Source organism: Aliivibrio sp. EL58 (assembly GCF_900312675.1).
In the GTDB taxonomy this organism is placed as follows: domain Bacteria; phylum Pseudomonadota; class Gammaproteobacteria; order Enterobacterales; family Vibrionaceae; genus Aliivibrio.
The window spans coordinates 159,333-179,555 of the sequence record NZ_OMPC01000012.1 but is presented as its reverse complement, the minus strand read 5'-3'; the positions used below and the strand labels follow the sequence as shown (position 1 = coordinate 179,555).

Genomic DNA, 20,223 nt, shown 5'->3' with positions numbered 1-20,223 from the left:
TTCATCCACTTCCTTCCCATAACAGCTCCTGTTACCTTGAACTACCTCTGGTATATGGCATAATAATTGTATACGCTACTCATCTAAATCATACATCTGTTATAACCAAAATAAAGGTGGTACCCCGATGGCAACTCAGTTTGATTTCTGCACTGCAGGAAAAAATGTACTTCAAATTGAAATAGATGCACTCACCCAGCTAAACAACTACATCAATGATGATTTCACTAAAGCATGCCAATTAATGTTGGAATGTAAGCGTAAAGTCGTTGTAATGGGAATGGGGAAATCGGGACACATTGGTAATAAAATAGCGGCTACATTAGCAAGCACTGGTACTCCTTCTTTTTTTGTGCACCCAGGCGAAGCAAGTCATGGTGATTTAGGCATGATTGAAAAAGGTGATGTTGTGATTGCTATTTCAAACTCAGGTGAAGCTGGTGAGATTTTAGCCTTATTACCTGTAATTAAACGCCTTGGTATTACATTGATTACAATGACAGGCAATCCTGATTCAAGCATGGCAAAAGTCGCTGATGTAAATCTACAAATTACCGTTCCTCAAGAAGCGTGCCCTCTAGGCCTAGCACCAACATCAAGCACAACGGCAACCTTAGCGATGGGGGATGCATTTGCTGTCGCTCTTTTACAAGCGAAAGGCTTTACCGCTGATGATTTTGCATTATCCCATCCCGGTGGCGCTCTAGGTCGTAAATTACTGCTATTATTGTCTGATATCATGCATAAAGATGATGAGCTACCAATGGTAACTGAAGATGCTTTAATTAAAACGGCATTGCTGGAAGTCTCTGAAAAAGGACTTGGTATGACAGCAATTGTTGATGGTGAGCAAAGAGTCATTGGTATCTTTACTGATGGTGATTTACGTCGCCTGCTCGATAACCGCATTGATATTCATACTCAAACGATTGGTGAAGTCATGACGCACTCGCCAGCGGTTGCTAACCCAAATCTACTGGCGGTTGAAGGCTTGAACTTAATGCAAGATAAGAAGATTAATGGCCTATTGCTATGCGATGAAAACCATCGTTTAGTCGGAGCCCTTAATATGCATGATTTACTAAAAGCAGGAGTAATGTAATGACGACTAAATTCATTTCAACACTCTACGGTAATGTCGACGAAACTGTGTTCAATATTGCAAAAAACATTAAGTTGTTGATCTGCGATGTTGATGGCGTATTTTCTGATGGTCTTGTCTATATGGGCAACGACGGTGAAGAACTAAAAACCTTCCACACTCGTGATGGCTACGGCGTTAAGTCTTTAATGTCTGCAGGCGTAGAAATTGCCATCATCACGGGCCGTAATTCTAAAATTGTTGAAAACCGTATGACAGCACTTGGTATTAAATTAATTTACCAAGGACAAGACAATAAACTGCAAGCCTACCAAGATATTTTAACTAAACTCAATATAGCGCCAGAACATACTGGTTATATTGGTGATGACCTAATTGATTGGCCTGTAATGGAAAAGGTCGCCTTAAAAGTCTGCGTCTCTGATGGACATCCATTACTGGTGCAACGCGCAAACTATGTGACTACGATTAAAGGTGGTCATGGTGCCGTTCGTGAAGTGAGTGATCTAATCCTAGAAGCGAAAGGTGAATTAGAGCAGCATAAAGGTCTAAGTATATGACCTTAAAACACCTTTTCATGACAATATTATTGATGATCTCCAGTTGGTCAGGCTATTACTTATATTATGAGTATGCTCAAAGTGACCAACAAATAGTGCCTGATCAACAAGTTCCTGTTTTTACTGGCAGTAACGTAAGCAATAATAATTATGATGAAAGCGGTGTTCGTAATTATCAGATTAATGCTAAAGCTCTCGCTCGTTTTGCAAAAACAGGAGAGACTAACTTTACCATTCCGCATCTTTTTGTTTTTAAAGATGGCGAATTAAAAGAGTGGGAAATAATTTCTGACACTGGCGTACTCAATAAACAGCATGAGCTTTATTTGAGTGGTAATGTAATCGTTAAAAATTTACTGCCTGAAGCCGCCTTTGACACCATGACAACAGACAGTATAACAATACAACTATCAACTAAAGATTTCACGACAGAGGATGTCGTTAACCTTGTTGGCCCAACGTTTGAAACAACAGGCGTTGGAATGAAAGGTAATTTTACCACCCAACAAACGACCCTATTAGAGAATGTACAAGGTATCTATGAAGCTTTCACACATTAGTCTACTTGCTGGCTTACTATTAAGCTCGCCAAGTTGGGCGCTAAGCAGCGACACAGAGCAACCAATTCACATTAATTCAAATTCACAAAGTTTTGATATGCAAAGCAACCAAGTTACGTTTATTGGTGATGTTACTTTAAAGCAAGGCAGTATTGAGATCTTCGCTGATAAGTTAATCGTTATCCGTCCTCAAGGACAAGAAGGTCGTGAAATATTAGAAGCTTATGGCAATCCTGCTCGTTTTAGCCAGCTAACCGATGACGGTAAAACCTTAAAAGGTAAAGCTGATAAGCTCCGTTACGAATTAGAAAAAGAATTTCTAAAGATGACCAACAAAGCTGAACTAAAGCAGGACGACAGTATCATTAAGGGTAAAGTGATTACCTATAATATGAAAACTCAAAAATTAATTGCTGATGGTGGTAAAGACGAACGTGTTACTACTATTCTTCAACCAACTCAATTAAACAATAAATAATTATGGCTATATTAGAAGCGAAAAATCTCGCAAAAACCTACGGCAGCCGTAAAGTGGTTTCCGATGTAAGTTTAACGGTTGAATCAGGGAAAATTGTTGGCTTACTAGGACCAAATGGTGCGGGTAAAACAACCTCTTTCTATATGATAGTTGGTCTTGTCTCTCGTGATGAAGGGTCGATCACTATTGATGGTGTTGATATTTCATTACAGCCAATGCATAACAGATCAAAAATGGGGATAGGCTACCTACCTCAAGAAGCCTCTATTTTCAGAAAGCTTTCTGTTTTTGATAACATAATGGCGGTACTTCAAACTCGTAAAGATTTATCAAAAGCAGAGCGCTTAGATAAGCTTGAAGAGTTATTAGATGAGTTCAATATTCAGCATATTCGTAACAGTAATGGTATGGCGCTTTCAGGTGGCGAACGTCGTCGAGTTGAAATTGCGCGCGCACTAGCTGCAAATCCAAAGTTCATTCTACTTGATGAACCTTTTGCTGGTGTCGATCCTATTTCTGTAATCGATATCAAAAAAATCATTCAACATTTACGAGATCGCGGTTTAGGTGTGTTAATTACAGACCATAACGTTCGTGAAACACTTGATGTATGTGAGCACGCTTACATCGTAAGCCAAGGCCATATGATTGCCAATGGGACTCCTGACCATGTATTAAATGATGAACACGTTAAACGCGTTTATCTTGGTGATCAGTTTAAGTTGTAATTTATATAAAGGTATCACTATATAATGAAAGCATCTCTTCAGTTAAAAATGGGCCAACAACTTGCTATGACGCCTCAGTTGCAGCAAGCAATTCGATTATTACAGTTGTCGACCCTTGACCTACAGCAAGAGATTCAAGAAGCTCTCGACTCTAATCCTCTCCTTGATGTTGAAGAAGAGCAATTAAGTACGCCTGAAAGTTTATTATCTCCAGAGCCGACACCAGAAAAAGAAACCGCAACAGCAGAACAAGAAGATCCTGTCACTGACAGCACTGATATTATTGATAGTAATAATATTTCAGAAGAGCTTGAAATGGATGCGAGCTGGGATGACGTTTATAGCGCAAACAGTGGCAGTACAGGGTTAGCGATTGATGACGATACGCCATTATATCAAGGTGAAACGACTGAAAGTCTGCAAGACTATTTAATGTGGCAGGCTGATTTAACCCCTTTCAGTGAGATTGATCGTACTATTGCAACTACTATCATTGAGTCATTAGATGATTATGGTTATCTAACAATCAGCCTTGATGATGTGTTAGAGAGCGTCGGTAATGATGATGTTGAAATGGATGAAGTTGAAGCGGTATTAAAGCGCATCCAACAGTTCGATCCATTAGGTGTTGCTTCTCGCGATCTTGCAGAATGCTTAATGTTACAACTCGCAACCTACCCAGAAAATACCCCATGGCTACCAGAAACAAGATTGATCTTAACCAAACACATCAATTTATTAGGTAATCGTGACTACCGACAGTTAGCAAAAGAGACTAAGCTTAAAGAAAATGACTTAAAGCAAGTCATGATGCTAATTCATCAGCTTGACCCAAGACCTGGTAACCGTGTCATTGATACAGACACTGAGTATGTAATCCCAGACGTTTCGGTCTTTAAGCATAATGGAAAATGGGTAGTAACGATTAATCCAGACAGTGTCCCTCGCCTAAAAGTAAACGCAGAATATGCCGCACTAGGTAAAGGTTTAGGTAACAGCCCTGACGGACAATTTATTCGAACCAATTTGCAAGAGGCAAAGTGGTTAATTAAGAGCTTAGAGAGTAGAAACGAGACGCTGCTCAAAGTTGCACGTTGTATAGTTGAACATCAGCAAGATTTCTTCGAATATGGTGAAGAAGCGATGAAACCGATGGTACTCAATGACATCGCTTTGGATGTTGAAATGCATGAGTCCACTATATCTCGTGTAACAACACAAAAATTCATGCATACCCCTCGCGGTATTTTTGAATTAAAATATTTCTTCTCTAGTCATGTTAGTACGGACAATGGTGGTGAATGCTCATCAACTGCAATTCGGGCACTAGTGAAAAAGTTGGTCGCGGCTGAGAATCAAGCCAAACCGTTAAGTGACAGTAAAATCGCAACCTTATTAGCTGAGCAAGGGATCCAAGTTGCACGACGTACCATAGCTAAATATCGTGAATCTCTGGGTATTTCCCCATCGAATCAGCGTAAGCGTTTACTTTAATTAACAGAAAGGAAGTGTTATGCAAATAAACATTACAGGTCAAAACGTCGAACTAACCGATAGCCTACGTGAGTACGTCGATACCAAATTCCAAAAGTTAGACCGTTTTTTTGAACACATTAATAATGTCCATGTAGTATTAAAATTAGAAAAAGTACTTCATATCGCAGAAGCAACTCTTCATGTAAATCAAGGTGACATACACGCCCATTCTGACGCAGAAGATATGTATGCAGCCATTGATGGTTTGGTGGATAAACTCGTTCGCCAACTCAATAAACATAAAGAAAAACTAAGTAGCCATTAACATGCAATTAAGCACCATTCTTTCATTGGATTGCACCAAAAGTGCAGTCCAATGCACAAGCAAAAAACGCGCATTAGAACTTATTAGTGAAATTGCAGCCCCTCACATTGGTCAAAACCCTCAAGAGTTATTTGAAAGTTTATTAAACCGAGAGAAAATGGGAAGTACCGGCATTGGTAATGGTATTGCCATTCCTCATGGTCGTATTTTTAACTGTGATAATGCCGTCGCGGTTTTACTTCAGTGCCAAGAACCTATTGAATTTGATGCGATAGATAATCGCCCTGTTGATGTTCTTTTTGCCTTACTTGTCCCTGATGAGCAGTGTAAATTGCACTTAAAAACACTTTCTAGTGTTGCAGAAAAACTCAATGACAAGCAAGTTTTACGTCAACTTCGCCACGCCGAAAATGACCAAGAACTGTATCAAATATTCACCTCTTAAAGATTCTAAGGTCGTAAAATGAAACTCATGGTTGTTAGTGGTAATTCAGGGGCAGGAAAATCTGTTGCACTACGAGTATTGGAAGATTTAGGCTATTATTGCGTCGACAACTTACCCATTGACCTACTTACTCAATTTGTAGAGTCAATTCAGCACAGTACTCAAAATGTCGCTGTTAGTGTCGATATCCGTAATTTACCAAAAGATCCCTCACTATTAACAAACACCTTAAGTGAATTAAAACAAACCCACGACGTGACCGTGATTTTCCTCGACGCCGAAGATAAAGAGTTAATTAAACGCTATAGTGAAACTCGCCGTTTACATCCGCTTTCTTTAACTGAAGAACAATGCTCATTAGAACAAGCGGTCGCTCTAGAGAAAAACATTTTAAGTGATTTTAAAGAAGAAGCTGATTTAGTTCTCGATACCACCACAAAGTCCATCCATGATTTAAGTGAAACACTGCGATCTCGAATTCTCGGCCGTGAATCAAAAGAATTGGTAATGGTGTTTGAATCTTTTGGTTTTAAACACGGTTTACCGACAGATGCTGATTATGTATTTGATGTGCGCTTCTTACCTAATCCTCACTGGGAACCAAGTTTAAGGCCCATGACAGGCTTAGATAAACCCGTAGCGGATTATTTAGAAAAACACGATGATGTGATTCAATTAAAAGAACAAATTCAAACCTTTCTTACCACTTGGCTACCTGCCTTAGAAAAAAACAATCGCAGCTATCTAACTGTCGCGATTGGTTGTACTGGTGGTCAGCATCGTTCCGTCTACATTACTCAACAACTCGGTGAGTATTTTAAGCAGCAAGGGCAGCAAGTTCAGATCCGTCATAAAACATTAGAGAGACATTAATCATGCCTATCTCATCTCGTCACCTATTGATAAAAAACCGCCTTGGTTTACATGCCAGAGCAGCGATCAAATTGGTTGAGATGGCGCAAAGCTTTGATGCCATCATTACATTAACCAATGATGAAAATAAACAAGCAACGGCAGATGGTGTAATGGGCTTACTTATGTTGGACTCAGCGCAAGGTCAATACGTCGATGTTTCCGCTGATGGCCCAGATGCAGAACAAGCACTTTCTGCTATTTGTGAGCTTATTGAAGCCGGTTTTGATGAGGATGAGTGAGTATTTACTCATCCCTTCTCTTCTTTGACCTAATCTTCACAAATTTATCTTATTTCCTTTCTAAAATTGCGTTACTATTCTGCCCATTATTTAGATTGACTATACTCAGTTAATCAGTCTTTTATGGGGGAGAGAATGCAAGAACAACCAGATTTCGATCAAACCCATCAAACTCTTCAAGAAGTATCTAATGCGCTTGATAGTGGGATGTTTGTCCATGTACGTCGTTTATTACAAGACATGGAACCCGAGGATATTGCCCATCTATTAGAAGCCTCACCCAGAAAAAGCCGTAATGTATTATGGCAACTGACCGATCCTGAAGATTACGGTGAGATCCTTGACGAACTTTCCGAAGGCGTAAAAGACGGAATTGTTTCACAAATGGCTCCACAGAGCATTGTAGAAGCAACAGAAGGTATGGAGACAGATGATGTCGCTTACGTTCTTCGTAGCTTACCTCATGACGTCTCACGTGAAATATTAAGCCAGATGGACACGGTTGATCGATTCCGTGTCGAAACAGCACTGTCTTATCCAGAAGATACCGCCGGTGGGATGATGAATACCGATTTCATCACCATCCGTGCTGATGTTGAAATCGATGTTGTATTGCGTTACTTACGCATGAAAAGCGAGCTTCCCGATTCAACCGATGCCCTGTATGTCCTTGATGAAGAAAGTCGACTCATCGGCCACTTATCTTTAGCGACTCTGTTAACCACTCAACCCGATATTCTGGTTAGTGAAGTTATGGGTGATGCTGATGAGGCCATTCCAGTAAATACTGACGATGGTGAAGTTGCTAATCTATTTGAGCGTCGTAATTGGGTATCCGCGCCTGTTGTTGATGAAAACCTCTTGCTGCTTGGTCGTATTACCATTGATGATGTTGTCGATGTTATTCGTGAAGACGCTGAACACTCAATGATGAGTATGGCGGGTATGGATGACGAAGAAGATACCTTTGCTCCCGTGGTTAAATCAGCTCGCCGTCGTAGTGTTTGGCTAGGTATGAATGTATTAGCCGCTCTTGCTGCCGCATCGGTTTCTAATATGTTCGAAGCCACACTAGCACAAATGGCATCAATTGCCGTACTAATGACGATTGTCCCTTCAATGGGTGGTGTTGCCGGAAATCAAACTGTTGCTCTTGTTATCCGCGGTTTAGCGGTTGGTCATATCGGTGACAGTAACCAAAAAGAATTATTATTCAAAGAAGCAGGGATAGGTCTACTTAATGGTATTTTATGGGCTTCTATCATTGGTGGTATTGTCATGGTTTGGAAAGGCGACATCATGCTTGGAGCCATCATCTCCGCGGCTATGCTCGTTAACTTAACCGTTGCCGGAATTGCAGGGGTAACTATCCCTCTTATCCTAAAGAAAATGAATATCGACCCAGCATTAGCTGGTGGAATGGCCTTAACCACCATCACCGATATTATTGGTCTATTTGCTTTCTTAGGTCTTGCCACTGTTTTAATGTAATCAAAAATCTCTTTAATAAAAAAGCGCGCTCTCATTTAATGACAGCGCGCTTTTTATTATTTATTTAATTTAGGATTAATTACTGACCAGCAATCTTCATCGATTCAATTAAGATTGAACCAGTCTGAATTTGTGAACGCGTTTCGACATCACTACCGACTGCAATAATATTTTGGTACATTTCAGCCAAATTACCCGCAATGGTGATCTCTGAAACAGGGTATTGGATTTCACCATTCTCCACCCAGAAACCAGCTGCTCCACGAGAATAGTCACCAGTCACCGTATTTACGCCTTGCCCCATCAGCTCTGTCACAAGAAGGCCTGTTCCCATGGTTTTTAGCATCTGATCAAAGCTTTGACCGGTTGAGCTAACAAACCAGTTATGGATACCACCAGCATGACCTGTCGGTGTCATATTCAATTTACGTGCTGCATAGCTTGTTAATAAATACGTAGCCAATACACCATCAGTAATGATTTCACGATCTTGTGTATATAAACCCTCACTATCAAATGGGCTACTTGCTAAGCCTTTTAGGATATGTGGACGCTCACTCACATTAAACCATTCAGGTAAGATCTTCTCGTTCAGCTTATCTAACATGAAAGTAGATTTGCGATAAAGGTTTGCACCACTGATCGCCATCACCAAATGTCCTAACAAGCCTGTTGCTACATCTGCTGCAAACATAACTGGTACTTTCATGGTATCCAATTTTTTAGCATCTAAACGACTTACTGTACGCTCAGCAGCTTCTAACCCTACTTTTTTAGCATCCCATAAATCATCACGATGACGAGCAACTGTATAACTATAATCGCGCTCCATATCACCATTTTTATCGACACCAATAACACTACAGCTAATGCTATGACGGCTTGATGGGTAACTTGCCAACATGCCATGACTGTTGCCGTAAACTTTAATACCGTAGTGGCTATCGTAGCTCGCGCCGTCACTCTGCTTAATTGAAGAGTGGTACTCTAAAGCGGCTTGTTCTGCTTCAATTGCTTTTTGTGCTGCGTAATCTGGTTCTGGATCATCGGGATGAAACAAATCTAAATCAGGAATATTTTGAGCCATTAATTCTTTTGGTGCAGGTCCAGAAAATGGGTCTTCAGAAGTGTAATTTGCAATATCTAATGCCGCAGCTACCGTCTGTTGAATCGCTTTATCACTTAAATCAGATGTAGATGCACTGCCTTTACGATGGCCGCGATAAACTGTAATTCCTAGTGCGCCATCACGATTAAATTCAACGTTTTCAACCTCTCCCATTAAAGTAGAGACGCTAATACCTGTTGTTTTAGTAATCGCAACTTCTGCTGCACTTGCATGTTGTGTTGCCATTTCTAACGCTTTGGCTACTGCTGCTTCAAGTTCTATTTTTTGATTCATCATTTGGGCTTTTGCATCCATAACATCTGACTGAATATAAACATTTTTACTAGAATAACACTCTATGTGATAAATTTGCGCCCAATTATCCATTTATCTTGCTAAAATAGAGATAATCACCCATTAAAGAATGAAGATCATGGCACGCAAAAATCAAAAAGCTCCTTGGGAAGAAGAAGAAGAGATCATCTGGGTAAGTAGAACCGAGATGAAAAACGACATGGAAGACCTACAAAAACTAGGCGAAGAGTTAGTTGGTTTAAAGCCAGCTGTTCTTGCTAAATTTCCACTTTCAGAAACTCTGCAAGTGGCAATTTCCGATGCTCAGCGTTTTAAAAACGAAGCAAAACGTCGCCAATTACAATACATTGGTAAGCTAATGCGTCTTGAAGATCCAGAACCAATCCAATTGGCTCTAGACAAAGTACGTAATAAGCACTCACAAGCAACAATTGCACTTCAAAAATTAGAAGTCCTACGTGACCGTATGATTGAAACGCCTGATGCAGTGATTGAAGAAGTTATGGTGAAATACCCAGAAGCTGATCGTCAACGCTTCCGTCAACTTGCTCGCCAAGCAAGCAAAGAAAAAGCAGCGAGTAAACCGCCAAAGGCGTATCGTGAAATTTTCCAAGTATTAAAAGATCTGTACTTAGACCAAGACCTATAATTTAGGTTGAGGTAAAAAAGAGCCAAGCATTATGACAATGCTTGGCTCTTTTTATATCAGTTAATTAATTCAAACTAACCGAACTATTCTGTACCGCCAACAGTCAATGCATCTAACTTCAATGTTGGTTGACCAACACCTACTGGTACACTTTGTCCTGCTTTACCACAAACACCAACGCCACGGTCTAACGACAAGTCATTACCAACCATAGAGATCTGTTGCATCGCTTCCATACCAGAACCAATCAGTGTTGCGCCTTTTACTGGTCGGGTAATCTTACCATCTTCAATTAAGTAAGCTTCTGATGCTGAGAATACAAACTTACCCGAAGTAATATCAACTTGGCCGCCACCAAAGTTTGGCGCATAAATACCTTTCTTCACTGTTGAGATAATCTCTTCTGGTGCATATTCACCAGGCAGCATGTAAGTATTCGTCATGCGTGGCATTGGTAAGTGAGCATAAGATTCACGACGACCATTACCTGTCGGAGCAACACCCATTAAACGGGCATTCAACTTATCTTGCATGTAACCTTTTAATACACCATTTTCAATTAATGTATTGTATTGACCTGCAACACCTTCATCATCGACACTTAAAGAGCCACGACGATCAGGCATCGTGCCATCATCAACAATAGTACATACAGAAGAGGTTACTTTCTCGCCAATTTTACCTGAGAATACTGATGACCCTTTACGGTTAAAGTCACCTTCAAGACCATGACCTACAGCTTCATGCAATAGAACACCAGGCCAACCTGAACCAAGAACAACTGGCATCATTCCCGCAGGGGCTGCATCAGCATCAAGATTAACAAGAGCCTGACGAATTGCTTCATCTGCGAATTCAAGTGCGATTGATTTACCGTTAACTTCAGTTAGGAAATAATCATAGCCATAACGACCACCACCACCAGCACTGCCTCGTTCGCGCTTATCACCACGTTGGACTAATACACTGATAGAAAGACGAACCAATGGTCGAATATCCGCAGCATACGTACCATCAAGGGCAGCAACTAACATTTGTTCGTAGACACCACTGATGCTTGCAGATACCTCTTGAACTAAAGGCTCTTTTGCTCGGATATAGGCATCGACTTCTTCAAGCAATGCTATTTTTTGTTTCTTATCTAAGCTATTAAGTGGGTTAATTGGCGCATAAAACTGAGGCATTGCTTGAGAAGCAAACGCTTTTACTCGGCCTTCACCACCTTGCTGAACAATACCACGAGCCGCTTTTGCACTTTGGGTTAATGCTTCAAGGTTAATTTGGTCTGAATAAGCAAAACCTGTTTTTTCACCTGCAACCGCACGGATACCAACACCACGGTCGATATTAAACGAGCCGTCTTTAATAATGCTGTCTTCGAGTACTAATGATTCATGCCAGCAAGATTGAAAGTAGATATCAGCATAGTCTACGTCTCTTTTTGCAATGGTGCTTAAGGTCTGAGACAGTTCCTGCTGACCGATCCCTGCTTGGCTTAATAAGGATTGTTCTACTTCTTGCAAAATCATTCGAGATACTCTTGTTAAGAATTTAAGATCTAGGATCTAATTATGAATAAAAAAGTGTGTGTTTTATAGTGAAATTCACTCTTTATATCAAATAAAGCGACAGCTATTCTGAGCTTAACTCAATTTACACTCTAACCTTGCGTGTTGAGCCACCGGCATTTTCTTACGGATCATCGCTAATTGTGATTTATCTATATCAGCAATAATAACCCCAGTCCCCTCTCGCTGAGTCGCGACTTTATTTCCCCATGGATCAATAATCATTGAGTGTCCCCATGTTTCACGCTCAGCGCCATGAGAGCCCCATTGACCAGCAGCTAACACCCAGCACTGTGTTTCAATCGCTCTTGAGCGTAATAAAATGTCCCAATGAGCATAACCCGTCACCTTAGTAAACGCAGCTGGTACAGCGATAATCTCAACCCCTTGCCGGCGAAGCTCGCTGTATAATTGTGGAAAACGAACGTCATAACAAATAGAGAGTCCTAATTTACCAAAAGGTGTATCAACTACTTTAACTTCATTGCCCGGTGTAAAAGTGTCTGATTCTCGATAACTATGATGGCCGTCTTCAATCTCAACATCAAACATATGTAATTTATGGTAATGCTCAACTAGAACACCATTATCATCAAATACCAAACAGGTGGTCGATAGAGAACCATCCACATTTCTAATTGGAAAAGAACCAATCACGAGCCAAATCTGATAACGCTTAGCAAGAGCTGAAAGCGTATCTTGTAACTCCCCTTGTCCTAACGGTTCTGCATAGCGTTCATAGTCTTCTTTTTGACCAAATACGATACAGTTTTCAGGCGTTAGTGCGAGTTTTGCCCCTTGTTGTTGCAATCCTTTTAGCTTAAGACTTAGCTGTTTAATATTCTCTTCAGGAGTCGCTCCTGAGTTCATTTGAACTACGCCAACTTTGCTCATCACACTTCCTTATTTGATTCTTACTCACTGTAAAAACGGCTAACTTAGGCTTATTTTTCGGTTTTCTCCGGCAATTGATACTCACCTTGACTACGAGATAACTCTTTTACTGTTGGAGACTCAAGCGGCCCTTCTACTTTATAATTAACTTGCGTAATAACGTCAATAACTGGCGCAATAGCCGTTGCGACTGCAAGTACAATAATTGCTGTTTGTGGTGCAACAGCAAAAGCAGTAATAATAGGAATCCCTGATGTTAAATCTGGGGTAAAACTTACTTCAGCATCCACTAGACGTGTATTTAAGTTCGCTTTACCTTTGATATTCATCTCACCAGCAACCGCATCCATGGTTAAGTTATTACTAACAAATACACCATTACGCATTTTACCGCTGCCTTTGATGGAGTTAAATGCCATCCCATCATCAAATACATCTCTGAAATCTAATTTCATTTTACGGATAATAGAATCAATACTAAATAAGCCTAGGAAGCGTGCCGCCCCTTTCACATCAGTGATCACACCTTCACCTAATGTGGAAGCTAAATCACCAGAGAGTGTGTTAATTTGAATACTCCAAGGTGCGCCTTCCCATTGAAGATCTCCATCCATACTATAACTGGCTTTTTGAATACCAGAACTAATACCAAAACGAGCTAACAATTCAGAGTTATCTTCCCCTGATGCTTTAACCTTAAATTCTGAATGACTGGTATCTTTATCTAATAACCAATCCCCAGACATCGCTAATTTATTCTCACCACTCGTGATCTTTAGCTTATCTAAATAAAAGGTATTCGCTTTTTTATGCAGTTTAGTATCCACTTTACCTAGCTTGTAGCCTTGAACCCATGTGTCATTAATGGTCAGTTCTAAATTCGGCATCAAACGGAAAAATTCACGGTCAAAATCAGAAATAACAGGTTCATTATCATTAGCTTGATTTAAACGCTTTTGATTTTCAGGCTTATCTAGACTTGGAATAAAGATATGAAGATTATCCAATTGCACCAATAAATCATCATTGCCTTTCCAGCTCGCTTTTCCATCCACTTCTTGGCTGTTAACTTGTATATACCAGCCTTGAGATTTTTTACGTACATCTGTATTTACATCGTTCCAATCTAATGTCGCTAATCGTAATGACTTCACATTGGCATCAATGCGAGTTGGCACAGGGATAGTTGGAAAATGACTAGCCGTCGCTTTTCCTTTTTTCACTGCCTTATCATGATTCAAAATAGGCTCTGATAACCAAGCATCCAGATCTAATGACTTTGTATTAATCGAAGCTGATTGCCCAACAATTGGACTCACTTTAAAATTACCACGCCCAACCACAACATGACTTGCTGCTATTACGGGTGTTGTTTCAGCAATATTAATTTCAGCTTGATACTTAGCATCTGGTAACGTCAAACGACCTGATAATTTTTCTGAGTTGCCAGATACTTGCAGCAACGCTTTTGTTGCCGTACCTTTACCAAGAGCCAACGGATAAGGCAGAGTAGAAGTCATGCTATCTAATGAAGCATTCACTCCTATTTGATAAGTAAAACCAACATCTGCAACTTGTAAATTAATATCAGAATTCCATGTAGAAACACCACTCACTTTTTCCATCATTGGAGAATCTATATATTCTCTTAATGGTGAGATTTTCCATTTACCTTTTGTTTCAATCGCAACACTGTAAAAGTCAGACTGTGCTTCGCCATTAAAGGAAAGAGAGATTGGTTGTCCTAATAGTGACGCTTTAATTCCTGAGGCTTTCACTACATCATTATCAAACTCAATTCGTCCTTTAGCATTGGTCAATACAATATTAGGTGATTGTAATTCAATATGGTTATTAGCAAGATCGGCATAACCCCACGCACGAACATCTTCTCCCGTAAATGGAATATCTAATCGTAATAATGCATCAACTCGATTATCTACTTGTATGCTATTAAGCGCTGCACCAACAGAATCGACCAAAGGTGTTGCTGTCATGTATTCACGAACCGCTTTACCTGAGCCATTTGCTGTAGCACGAATTGTTAACTTACCGTCTTCCGCTAAATTGGCAATTCGTCCCGTAACACGAGTGGCGTGCACATCCATCAAATCTGCAGAGTGAGAGCTTAAGAACATAGAGGCATTTTGAAACATTAAATCTAACTGTAAATTAGTCAGAGGCGGCCACGCGGTATCAAATGAGAACTGAGCGTCTTTTAATCCCACTTTTACTTGGAAAATACCGTCATACTTAGTATAAGGAAAATCAGCTAACTCCCCATACCAAAGTAGCTGTACCGTTTTAGCACTACCCCCTTGAACTGCAGCAGATAGATAATCTGTCAGATCTTGCCCTAATGCTAAGGTCGGTAAATAACGCCAAGTTTGATCGGCATTAAAGGCATCTGCTTCAGCATAAAAAGAGAGAACTGAAGGCTTATCGTTAGGAAAATCTAATCGAAACTCCCCTTTTGCTTGCAGGTCAGGTGTCGATACATTGATGTAATCAGACCATAAACGCCAACCTTTATCATTCACTTCCCAATACGCAGTGACATCACCATTTTTTATATTTAATGGAGCTTGGAATACCTCACCATAAGGCAGAGTATCATCCACTAATGATAATTTAGCTTCACCCTTTTCAGCATCACCAGCAATCAAAACGTTTAATTTATGAAAACCTGGCAGTAGCTCCCATTGATTAATTTTTGCTTCATAGATCGATGCAGAGTAACTCAATCCAAGAGAATGATCATACTCAACTCGAATATCATTAATACTCCCTTCAGGATCCAAAGTAGTAAGAAGGTCGGTAATATTATCTTGAGAAGCTGGCAATAACGTTTTTAAACCCAATGCACTCTGTAAATCAACATGACTTAGATTTAAAATCCACTTTTCCGGCTGCCAAGTGAAATTACCTGAGATCTCAGGCCATAGCTCTGCTTGATGTTTAACTTGAATATCAGAAGCAGAAACCTTCCATCCTTCTCTATCTGGCTGAAGCTCAAACACGCCACCTTCAACACTCGCTTGATGGACTGTTTTACCTTCTAACCAGTTAACATAAGAAGGTGAAGCTTCGACAAGAGCATCAATCGGTTGCCCATCTTTAAAAGATAACCACGCATTAGCTGAGACTTCACCTTGAGTAATACCATATTCATTCTGAAGTTCTTCTGTGATCCACGGAGTTACTTGAATGTTTTTAGCTTCTACATAAAAATGGCCATCTAAACTTTTAAATGTGCCCTTCTCTTTAAAGTTAGCGATGACTTTAAGCTGGTTTATCTCACTACCAATGACACTAACAACACCTTCAGCTAGATGTTTTCTGCGCTCGTTGCGCCATTGTAATGAGTCAATTTGTACTGTTTTATCCGTTCCATCAAGTGCCACAAAAGCGACTTGAGAATCTTTTAATGAGAAATGATTTAACCGAACTAAAAATATATCTTCGAGACGTTTACCCAACGATTTATCAGCTTGCTGATTTTTTGGGTCCGATTCTTCCTCCTCTACATCAGAAGTACGCTTGCCTAATGAGGTAAGATCCGCACTTAATTTATCAATTCGTAGATCCGCAAATTGAGGTTGTCCAGCCCAAAGCGAAGAGAGAATATTCAGTTGGATCTCGACTTCTTTAACTGCAATGATTTCATCGCCAGTCGCAGGGTCAATAGCAGTAAGCTTTCGAAGATTTAAAGAGGGATTAGTATTTCGCCAGCGACCATCTAGCTCGCCAATTGAAATCGAAAAGCCTGTTGCTTGAGAAAGAAAGCCTTCAATTTCAGGTTGATATTTATTCAACGAAGGAAGGAAAAGGCGCAAGCTTGTAATGACTAATGCTGCCAGTAAAAATACCAGCAGCAATAATCCCATCAAGCAACGTTCAAAACGAATTAACTTAGTGGTCACGTATTATTATTCTCTACATCATTACGACATCAAACTGCTCTTGAATATAAAGAGGTTCAGCTTGAATTTTTACCTGTTTACCAATGAAAAGTTCGAGTTCTGCGAGTGCATGTGACTCTTCGCCTTCAAGCGCATTAGCTACTGCAACAGAGGCATATACAACAAACTTATCTGAATCATAAGCACGGTTTACTCGTGTGATTTCACGTAATATTTCGTAACACACACTTTCAATCGTTTTAACTGCCCCTCGACCTTCACAGGTTGGACACTGATCACATAAGATATGTTCAATACTTTCACGAGTTCGTTTTCGTGTCATTTCAACTAAACCAAGCTGAGTAAACCCGTTAACGTTACTTTTAACTCGATCTTTATCTAACGCAGCACCAAGTACTTGTAACACTCGACGACGATGCTCTTCACTCATCATGTCAATAAAATCAATGATGATGATGCCGCCAAGATTACGTAAACGTAACTGACGTGCAATCGCTTGTGTGGCTTCAATATTGGTATTAAAAATAGTTTCTTCTAAATTACGTCGTCCAACAAATGCACCAGTATTGATATCAACAGTGGTCATCGCCTCTGTTTGATCAATAATCAGGTAACCACCTGACTTTAATTCTACTTTACGATCAAGAGCACGTTGAATTTCGTTCTCTGTTTCGTACATATCAAAAATAGGCTTATCGCCTGAGTAATACTCAAGTTTCTTGGTTAACTCTGGTACGAATTCTGTTGTAAATTGCTTTAACTTTTCAAAAGCAAGTTTTGAATCAACACGAATTAAATCAAGCTCTGTTCCAACAAAATCACGCAGAATACGCTGGTCTAAACCTAGCTCACCGTACAGCATTGATTTAGTTTTGCTTTTTTTACGACGCTCAATCACCTTGTGCCATAGACGCTTTAAGAAAGCAGCATCTTGTGAGATCTCAGCTTCGCTTGCGCCTTCTGCAGCAGTACGAATGATAAAACCACCAAACTCATCGCAATAATCAGAGACCGTATTCTTTAAACGATTACGTTCTTTTTCACTTTCAATGCGTTGTGATACACCGACATGACTTGCCCCTGGCATAAATACCAAATAGCGAGAAGGAAGGGTAATATCCGTGGTTAGACGAGCGCCTTTAGTTCCAAGTGGGTCTTTAACAACTTGCACCACCAAGTCTTGTCCTTGGTGTACTAGCTGAGAAATATCTCTCACTTGAAACTGACGTTTTTCATTTTCAGACACACATTCCGTATGAGGAACGATATCTGAGGCGTGCAGAAATGCGGCTTTATCTAAACCGATATCTATAAACGCAGCTTGCATCCCCGGTAATACTCGGCTTACTCGGCCTTTGTATATATTACCCACAATACCGCGTCTTGCTTCTCTTTCTACATGGATCTCTTGAAGCACACCTGCTTCAATCATCGCAACACGAGTTTCGCTCGGCGTTACGTTTATTAACAACTCTGTACTCATTGGAGCACCTCACTAATTTTTACAAAAATTGGTGTAAGAGCTGATCTGTTTCCATCAAAGGCAGTCCCATGACAGCATGATAGCTGCCATCAATACGCGAGACAAATCGCCCACCACTACCTTGAATACCGTATGACCCTGCTTTATCACAAGGTTCTCCACTTTCCCAATATTGTTCTATTTCTTGTTCTGAAAGTGTTTTAAACCACACCTGTGTTATTACTGTTTTGGTTCTAATTTCATCAGGTGTTGCTAGTGTTACGGCAGTCATTACTTGATGTTGACGACCAGACAGTGCTAAAAGCATTCTTTTAGCATCTTCAAAATCTTTCGGCTTTTCTAAAATAACACCATCGATTACAACGATGGTGTCAGAGCCCAATACTGGGACATATTTATTCTTTGTTAGTTCTAATACTCTTACGCCAGCTTGTGCTTTATCTTTTGATAATCGTTCTACATATATAAGAGGCGTCTCATGTGACTGATGCACCTCTTCAACGTCTATAGATAAAATCTCAAACTGATACCCTAGTTGAGTTAATAATTCTTTTCTTCGTGGAGAGCCAGAAGCTAAGAAAACTTGAGTAGTCATTTTATTTCCCTATCGAATTGACCAATGACGACGCACCCTGCGCATCAATAAAAACAACCATGGCCAAAGAATGAAGTTTAACACGCCAGCCCATAAAAAATGTGCGTTAAAAGCCACATCATGAACTAAAAATTCACCCATAAACTCTAATATTTTACCAAGTAAGGTTAATCCGGAAAAAATAGCTGCTTGTTGCCATAACGCTAAGTTTCTCAATACCTTAAAATTGGCGGCGACAAGATAGACTAAAATAGCCATTGTCATGCCACGGATCCCTAATGTCGTACCCAATAAAAGGTCCCACAAGATACCAAGTAACATTGCCGTCCCAACATTGACTCGATGAGGCAGTGCCAGTACCCAATAAAAGGTAACTAAAATAATCCAAGAAGGTCTCAATACCTCTAGGGCTCCAGGCCACGGAGCAGCTTGCAAGGTTAATGCAATTAAAAAAGAGAGCCAAATGATGATTCGACCGCGCATTAAATGACTACTGGCCATTTGCCGTCTCCTCGGTATTAACTTCTGATTCTGTAGGCCAAACTAATAATAGATAACGTAATTTATCAAACTCAACCGTTGTCTTTAAATCAATAGAAGCAAAAGGACGTTTATTATCATTATCAATATTTGAAATATAACCCACAGGGTATCCTTCAGGGTAGCGTCCACCTAAGCCAGAACTCACTAATCTATCACCGACTTCTACATCTGTATTGGTTGGTATGTGCTCTAGTTGCATGGTATCTAAATACCCCTTTCCTGATGCTATCACTCGAATATCATTTCGTTCTACTTGGACTGGAATAGAGTTATTTGGATCGGTTAATAATAAAACGCGGCTATTGTGTGCACCAACATAGTTGATCTGTCCCACAATACCTTTATCGCTGATCACTGGTTGGCCTTCATAAACGCCATCAACCTGGCCTTTATCAATCATTACCTGATGCGTGTATGGTGCAGAATCAACCGCCATTACCTCTGTTACCATTTTTCTTTCATCACGAATAAATGGAGACCCTAATAGGTTACGTAAACGGCTGTTTTCTTGCTTAAGTTGTTCCATTAACAGTAAATTACTACTCTGCATAAACATTTCTTGTTTAAGCTTTTGATTTTCAAGCATGAGAGTATTACGGCTATTAAACCGGTCATACATGCCATCAAACATGGTACGAGGAAGGTTTGCCGCATAATGGATTGGAGCTACAAAGCTATTTAATAGGTAACGTACGTCGGAAAAGGCATTCAAGCGACTATCGGCTAGCATAAGGCTAGCCGATACCATTACAGCAATAAACAGGCGAAACTGTAGAGAAGGGCCTCTACCAAAGATTGGAGTCATATCCACTCACCCGTTATTTGT

At 40.1% G+C, this 20,223-nt stretch carries 20 protein-coding genes; 12 read left to right on the top strand and 8 right to left on the bottom strand.

Annotated elements, in window-relative coordinates; translation table 11 throughout:
* Window positions 1-127 precede the first annotated feature (127 nt).
* The 11 genes from kdsD to mgtE all read left to right on the top strand — a co-directional run bounded on the left by kdsD (window position 128) and on the right by mgtE (window position 8,319).
* Window positions 128-1,102, top strand: a complete 975-nt coding sequence (gene kdsD / locus ED622_RS18845; protein ID WP_122036583.1) for an arabinose-5-phosphate isomerase KdsD — start codon at window positions 128-130, stop codon at window positions 1,100-1,102.
* Window positions 1,102-1,662, top strand: a complete 561-nt coding sequence (gene kdsC, locus ED622_RS18840) for a 3-deoxy-manno-octulosonate-8-phosphatase KdsC (RefSeq protein ID WP_122036582.1) — start codon at window positions 1,102-1,104, stop codon at window positions 1,660-1,662. Before kdsD ends, kdsC begins: the two co-directional genes overlap by 1 nt.
* Entirely contained in the window at window positions 1,659-2,222 is a 564-nt protein-coding gene (gene lptC, locus ED622_RS18835) for an LPS export ABC transporter periplasmic protein LptC (RefSeq protein ID WP_122036581.1), read from the top strand. The genes kdsC and lptC overlap by 4 nt, the downstream gene beginning before the upstream one ends.
* Window positions 2,203-2,700 (top strand): lipopolysaccharide transport periplasmic protein LptA, encoded by a 498-nt coding sequence (lptA, locus tag ED622_RS18830; RefSeq protein WP_122036580.1) that lies wholly within the window; start codon window positions 2,203-2,205, stop codon window positions 2,698-2,700. The genes lptC and lptA overlap by 20 nt, the downstream gene beginning before the upstream one ends.
* Window positions 2,701-2,702: 2 nt before the next feature.
* Window positions 2,703-3,428: an LPS export ABC transporter ATP-binding protein gene (gene lptB, locus ED622_RS18825; protein WP_065594106.1), complete on the top strand. Its 726-nt coding sequence runs from the start codon at window positions 2,703-2,705 to the stop codon at window positions 3,426-3,428.
* A gap of 24 nt (window positions 3,429-3,452) precedes the next feature.
* The gene (locus ED622_RS18820; RefSeq protein WP_122036579.1) at window positions 3,453-4,922 is read left to right on the top strand and encodes an RNA polymerase factor sigma-54; all 1,470 of its coding nucleotides are present in this window, start codon (window positions 3,453-3,455) and stop codon (window positions 4,920-4,922) included.
* Between the two features lie 19 nt (window positions 4,923-4,941).
* Window positions 4,942-5,229 (top strand): ribosome hibernation promoting factor, encoded by a 288-nt coding sequence (gene hpf, locus ED622_RS18815; protein WP_122036578.1) that lies wholly within the window; start codon window positions 4,942-4,944, stop codon window positions 5,227-5,229.
* 1 nt (window position 5,230) lies between these two features.
* On the top strand, window positions 5,231-5,674 hold the full coding sequence (gene ptsN / locus ED622_RS18810; RefSeq protein ID WP_122036577.1) for a PTS IIA-like nitrogen regulatory protein PtsN: 444 nt from the start codon (window positions 5,231-5,233) through the stop codon (window positions 5,672-5,674).
* Window positions 5,675-5,692: 18 nt separating this feature from the next.
* Window positions 5,693-6,547, top strand: coding sequence for an RNase adapter RapZ (rapZ, locus tag ED622_RS18805; RefSeq protein ID WP_122036576.1), 855 nt, complete (start codon window positions 5,693-5,695; stop codon window positions 6,545-6,547).
* Between the two features lie 2 nt (window positions 6,548-6,549).
* Window positions 6,550-6,828 (top strand): HPr family phosphocarrier protein, encoded by a 279-nt coding sequence (locus ED622_RS18800; RefSeq protein ID WP_122036575.1) that lies wholly within the window; start codon window positions 6,550-6,552, stop codon window positions 6,826-6,828.
* Between the two features lie 135 nt (window positions 6,829-6,963).
* Window positions 6,964-8,319, top strand: a complete 1,356-nt coding sequence (gene mgtE, locus ED622_RS18795) for a magnesium transporter (protein WP_122036574.1) — start codon at window positions 6,964-6,966, stop codon at window positions 8,317-8,319.
* Window positions 8,320-8,398: 79 nt separating this feature from the next.
* On the opposite strand, the gene pmbA is transcribed toward mgtE, so the two are convergent.
* Window positions 8,399-9,742, bottom strand: coding sequence for a metalloprotease PmbA (pmbA, locus tag ED622_RS18790; protein WP_122036754.1), 1,344 nt, complete (start codon window positions 9,740-9,742; stop codon window positions 8,399-8,401).
* Window positions 9,743-9,860: 118 nt separating this feature from the next.
* Between pmbA and yjgA the strand changes: the two genes are divergently transcribed.
* On the top strand, window positions 9,861-10,391 hold the full coding sequence (gene yjgA / locus ED622_RS18785; RefSeq protein ID WP_162922571.1) for a ribosome biogenesis factor YjgA: 531 nt from the start codon (window positions 9,861-9,863) through the stop codon (window positions 10,389-10,391).
* Between the two features lie 83 nt (window positions 10,392-10,474).
* Here yjgA and tldD read toward each other — a convergent pair whose 3' ends face one another.
* From tldD to mreC, 7 genes are all read right to left on the bottom strand, one after another.
* Window positions 10,475-11,920, bottom strand: a complete 1,446-nt coding sequence (gene tldD, locus ED622_RS18780; RefSeq protein ID WP_122036572.1) for a metalloprotease TldD — start codon at window positions 11,918-11,920, stop codon at window positions 10,475-10,477.
* A 114-nt stretch (window positions 11,921-12,034) separates the two neighbouring features.
* Window positions 12,035-12,853 (bottom strand): carbon-nitrogen hydrolase family protein, encoded by an 819-nt coding sequence (locus ED622_RS18775; RefSeq protein ID WP_122036571.1) that lies wholly within the window; start codon window positions 12,851-12,853, stop codon window positions 12,035-12,037.
* Between the two features lie 50 nt (window positions 12,854-12,903).
* A complete protein-coding gene (locus ED622_RS18770; RefSeq protein ID WP_122036570.1) occupies window positions 12,904-16,776 on the bottom strand; it encodes a YhdP family protein in 3,873 nt (1,290 codons plus the stop codon).
* 13 nt (window positions 16,777-16,789) lie between these two features.
* Window positions 16,790-18,259, bottom strand: a complete 1,470-nt coding sequence (gene rng, locus ED622_RS18765; protein ID WP_122036569.1) for a ribonuclease G — start codon at window positions 18,257-18,259, stop codon at window positions 16,790-16,792.
* A gap of 19 nt (window positions 18,260-18,278) precedes the next feature.
* Window positions 18,279-18,854, bottom strand: a complete 576-nt coding sequence (locus tag ED622_RS18760) for a nucleoside triphosphate pyrophosphatase (RefSeq protein ID WP_122036568.1) — start codon at window positions 18,852-18,854, stop codon at window positions 18,279-18,281.
* Window positions 18,855-18,863: 9 nt separating this feature from the next.
* A complete protein-coding gene (mreD, locus tag ED622_RS18755) occupies window positions 18,864-19,355 on the bottom strand; it encodes a rod shape-determining protein MreD (RefSeq protein ID WP_122036567.1) in 492 nt (163 codons plus the stop codon).
* Window positions 19,345-20,202, bottom strand: a complete 858-nt coding sequence (gene mreC, locus ED622_RS18750; RefSeq protein ID WP_122036566.1) for a rod shape-determining protein MreC — start codon at window positions 20,200-20,202, stop codon at window positions 19,345-19,347. Before mreC ends, mreD begins: the two co-directional genes overlap by 11 nt.
* Window positions 20,203-20,223 lie beyond the last annotated feature (21 nt).

Bases quoted from the DNA above. Each gene is read 5' to 3' on its own strand.
- yjgA (WP_162922571.1), top strand. From the start codon at position 9,861: ATGGCACGCAAAAATCAAAAAGCTCCTTGGGAAGAAGAAGAAGAGATC.
- mgtE (WP_122036574.1), top strand. From the start codon at position 6,964: ATGCAAGAACAACCAGATTTCGATCAAACCCATCAAACTCTTCAAGAA.
- ptsN (WP_122036577.1), top strand. From the start codon at position 5,231: ATGCAATTAAGCACCATTCTTTCATTGGATTGCACCAAAAGTGCAGTC.
- mreC (WP_122036566.1), bottom strand. From the start codon at position 20,202: ATGACTCCAATCTTTGGTAGAGGCCCTTCTCTACAGTTTCGCCTGTTT.
- pmbA (WP_122036754.1), bottom strand. From the start codon at position 9,742: ATGGATGCAAAAGCCCAAATGATGAATCAAAAAATAGAACTTGAAGCA.
- lptB (WP_065594106.1), top strand. From the start codon at position 2,703: ATGGCTATATTAGAAGCGAAAAATCTCGCAAAAACCTACGGCAGCCGT.
- tldD (WP_122036572.1), bottom strand. From the start codon at position 11,920: ATGATTTTGCAAGAAGTAGAACAATCCTTATTAAGCCAAGCAGGGATC.
- rapZ (WP_122036576.1), top strand. From the start codon at position 5,693: ATGAAACTCATGGTTGTTAGTGGTAATTCAGGGGCAGGAAAATCTGTT.
- rng (WP_122036569.1), bottom strand. From the start codon at position 18,259: ATGAGTACAGAGTTGTTAATAAACGTAACGCCGAGCGAAACTCGTGTT.
- ED622_RS18820 (WP_122036579.1), top strand. From the start codon at position 3,453: ATGAAAGCATCTCTTCAGTTAAAAATGGGCCAACAACTTGCTATGACG.
- kdsC (WP_122036582.1), top strand. From the start codon at position 1,102: ATGACGACTAAATTCATTTCAACACTCTACGGTAATGTCGACGAAACT.
- ED622_RS18775 (WP_122036571.1), bottom strand. From the start codon at position 12,853: ATGAGCAAAGTTGGCGTAGTTCAAATGAACTCAGGAGCGACTCCTGAA.
- kdsD (WP_122036583.1), top strand. From the start codon at position 128: ATGGCAACTCAGTTTGATTTCTGCACTGCAGGAAAAAATGTACTTCAA.
- ED622_RS18800 (WP_122036575.1), top strand. From the start codon at position 6,550: ATGCCTATCTCATCTCGTCACCTATTGATAAAAAACCGCCTTGGTTTA.
- lptA (WP_122036580.1), top strand. From the start codon at position 2,203: ATGAAGCTTTCACACATTAGTCTACTTGCTGGCTTACTATTAAGCTCG.
- ED622_RS18760 (WP_122036568.1), bottom strand. From the start codon at position 18,854: ATGACTACTCAAGTTTTCTTAGCTTCTGGCTCTCCACGAAGAAAAGAA.
- lptC (WP_122036581.1), top strand. From the start codon at position 1,659: ATGACCTTAAAACACCTTTTCATGACAATATTATTGATGATCTCCAGT.
- mreD (WP_122036567.1), bottom strand. From the start codon at position 19,355: ATGGCCAGTAGTCATTTAATGCGCGGTCGAATCATCATTTGGCTCTCT.
- hpf (WP_122036578.1), top strand. From the start codon at position 4,942: ATGCAAATAAACATTACAGGTCAAAACGTCGAACTAACCGATAGCCTA.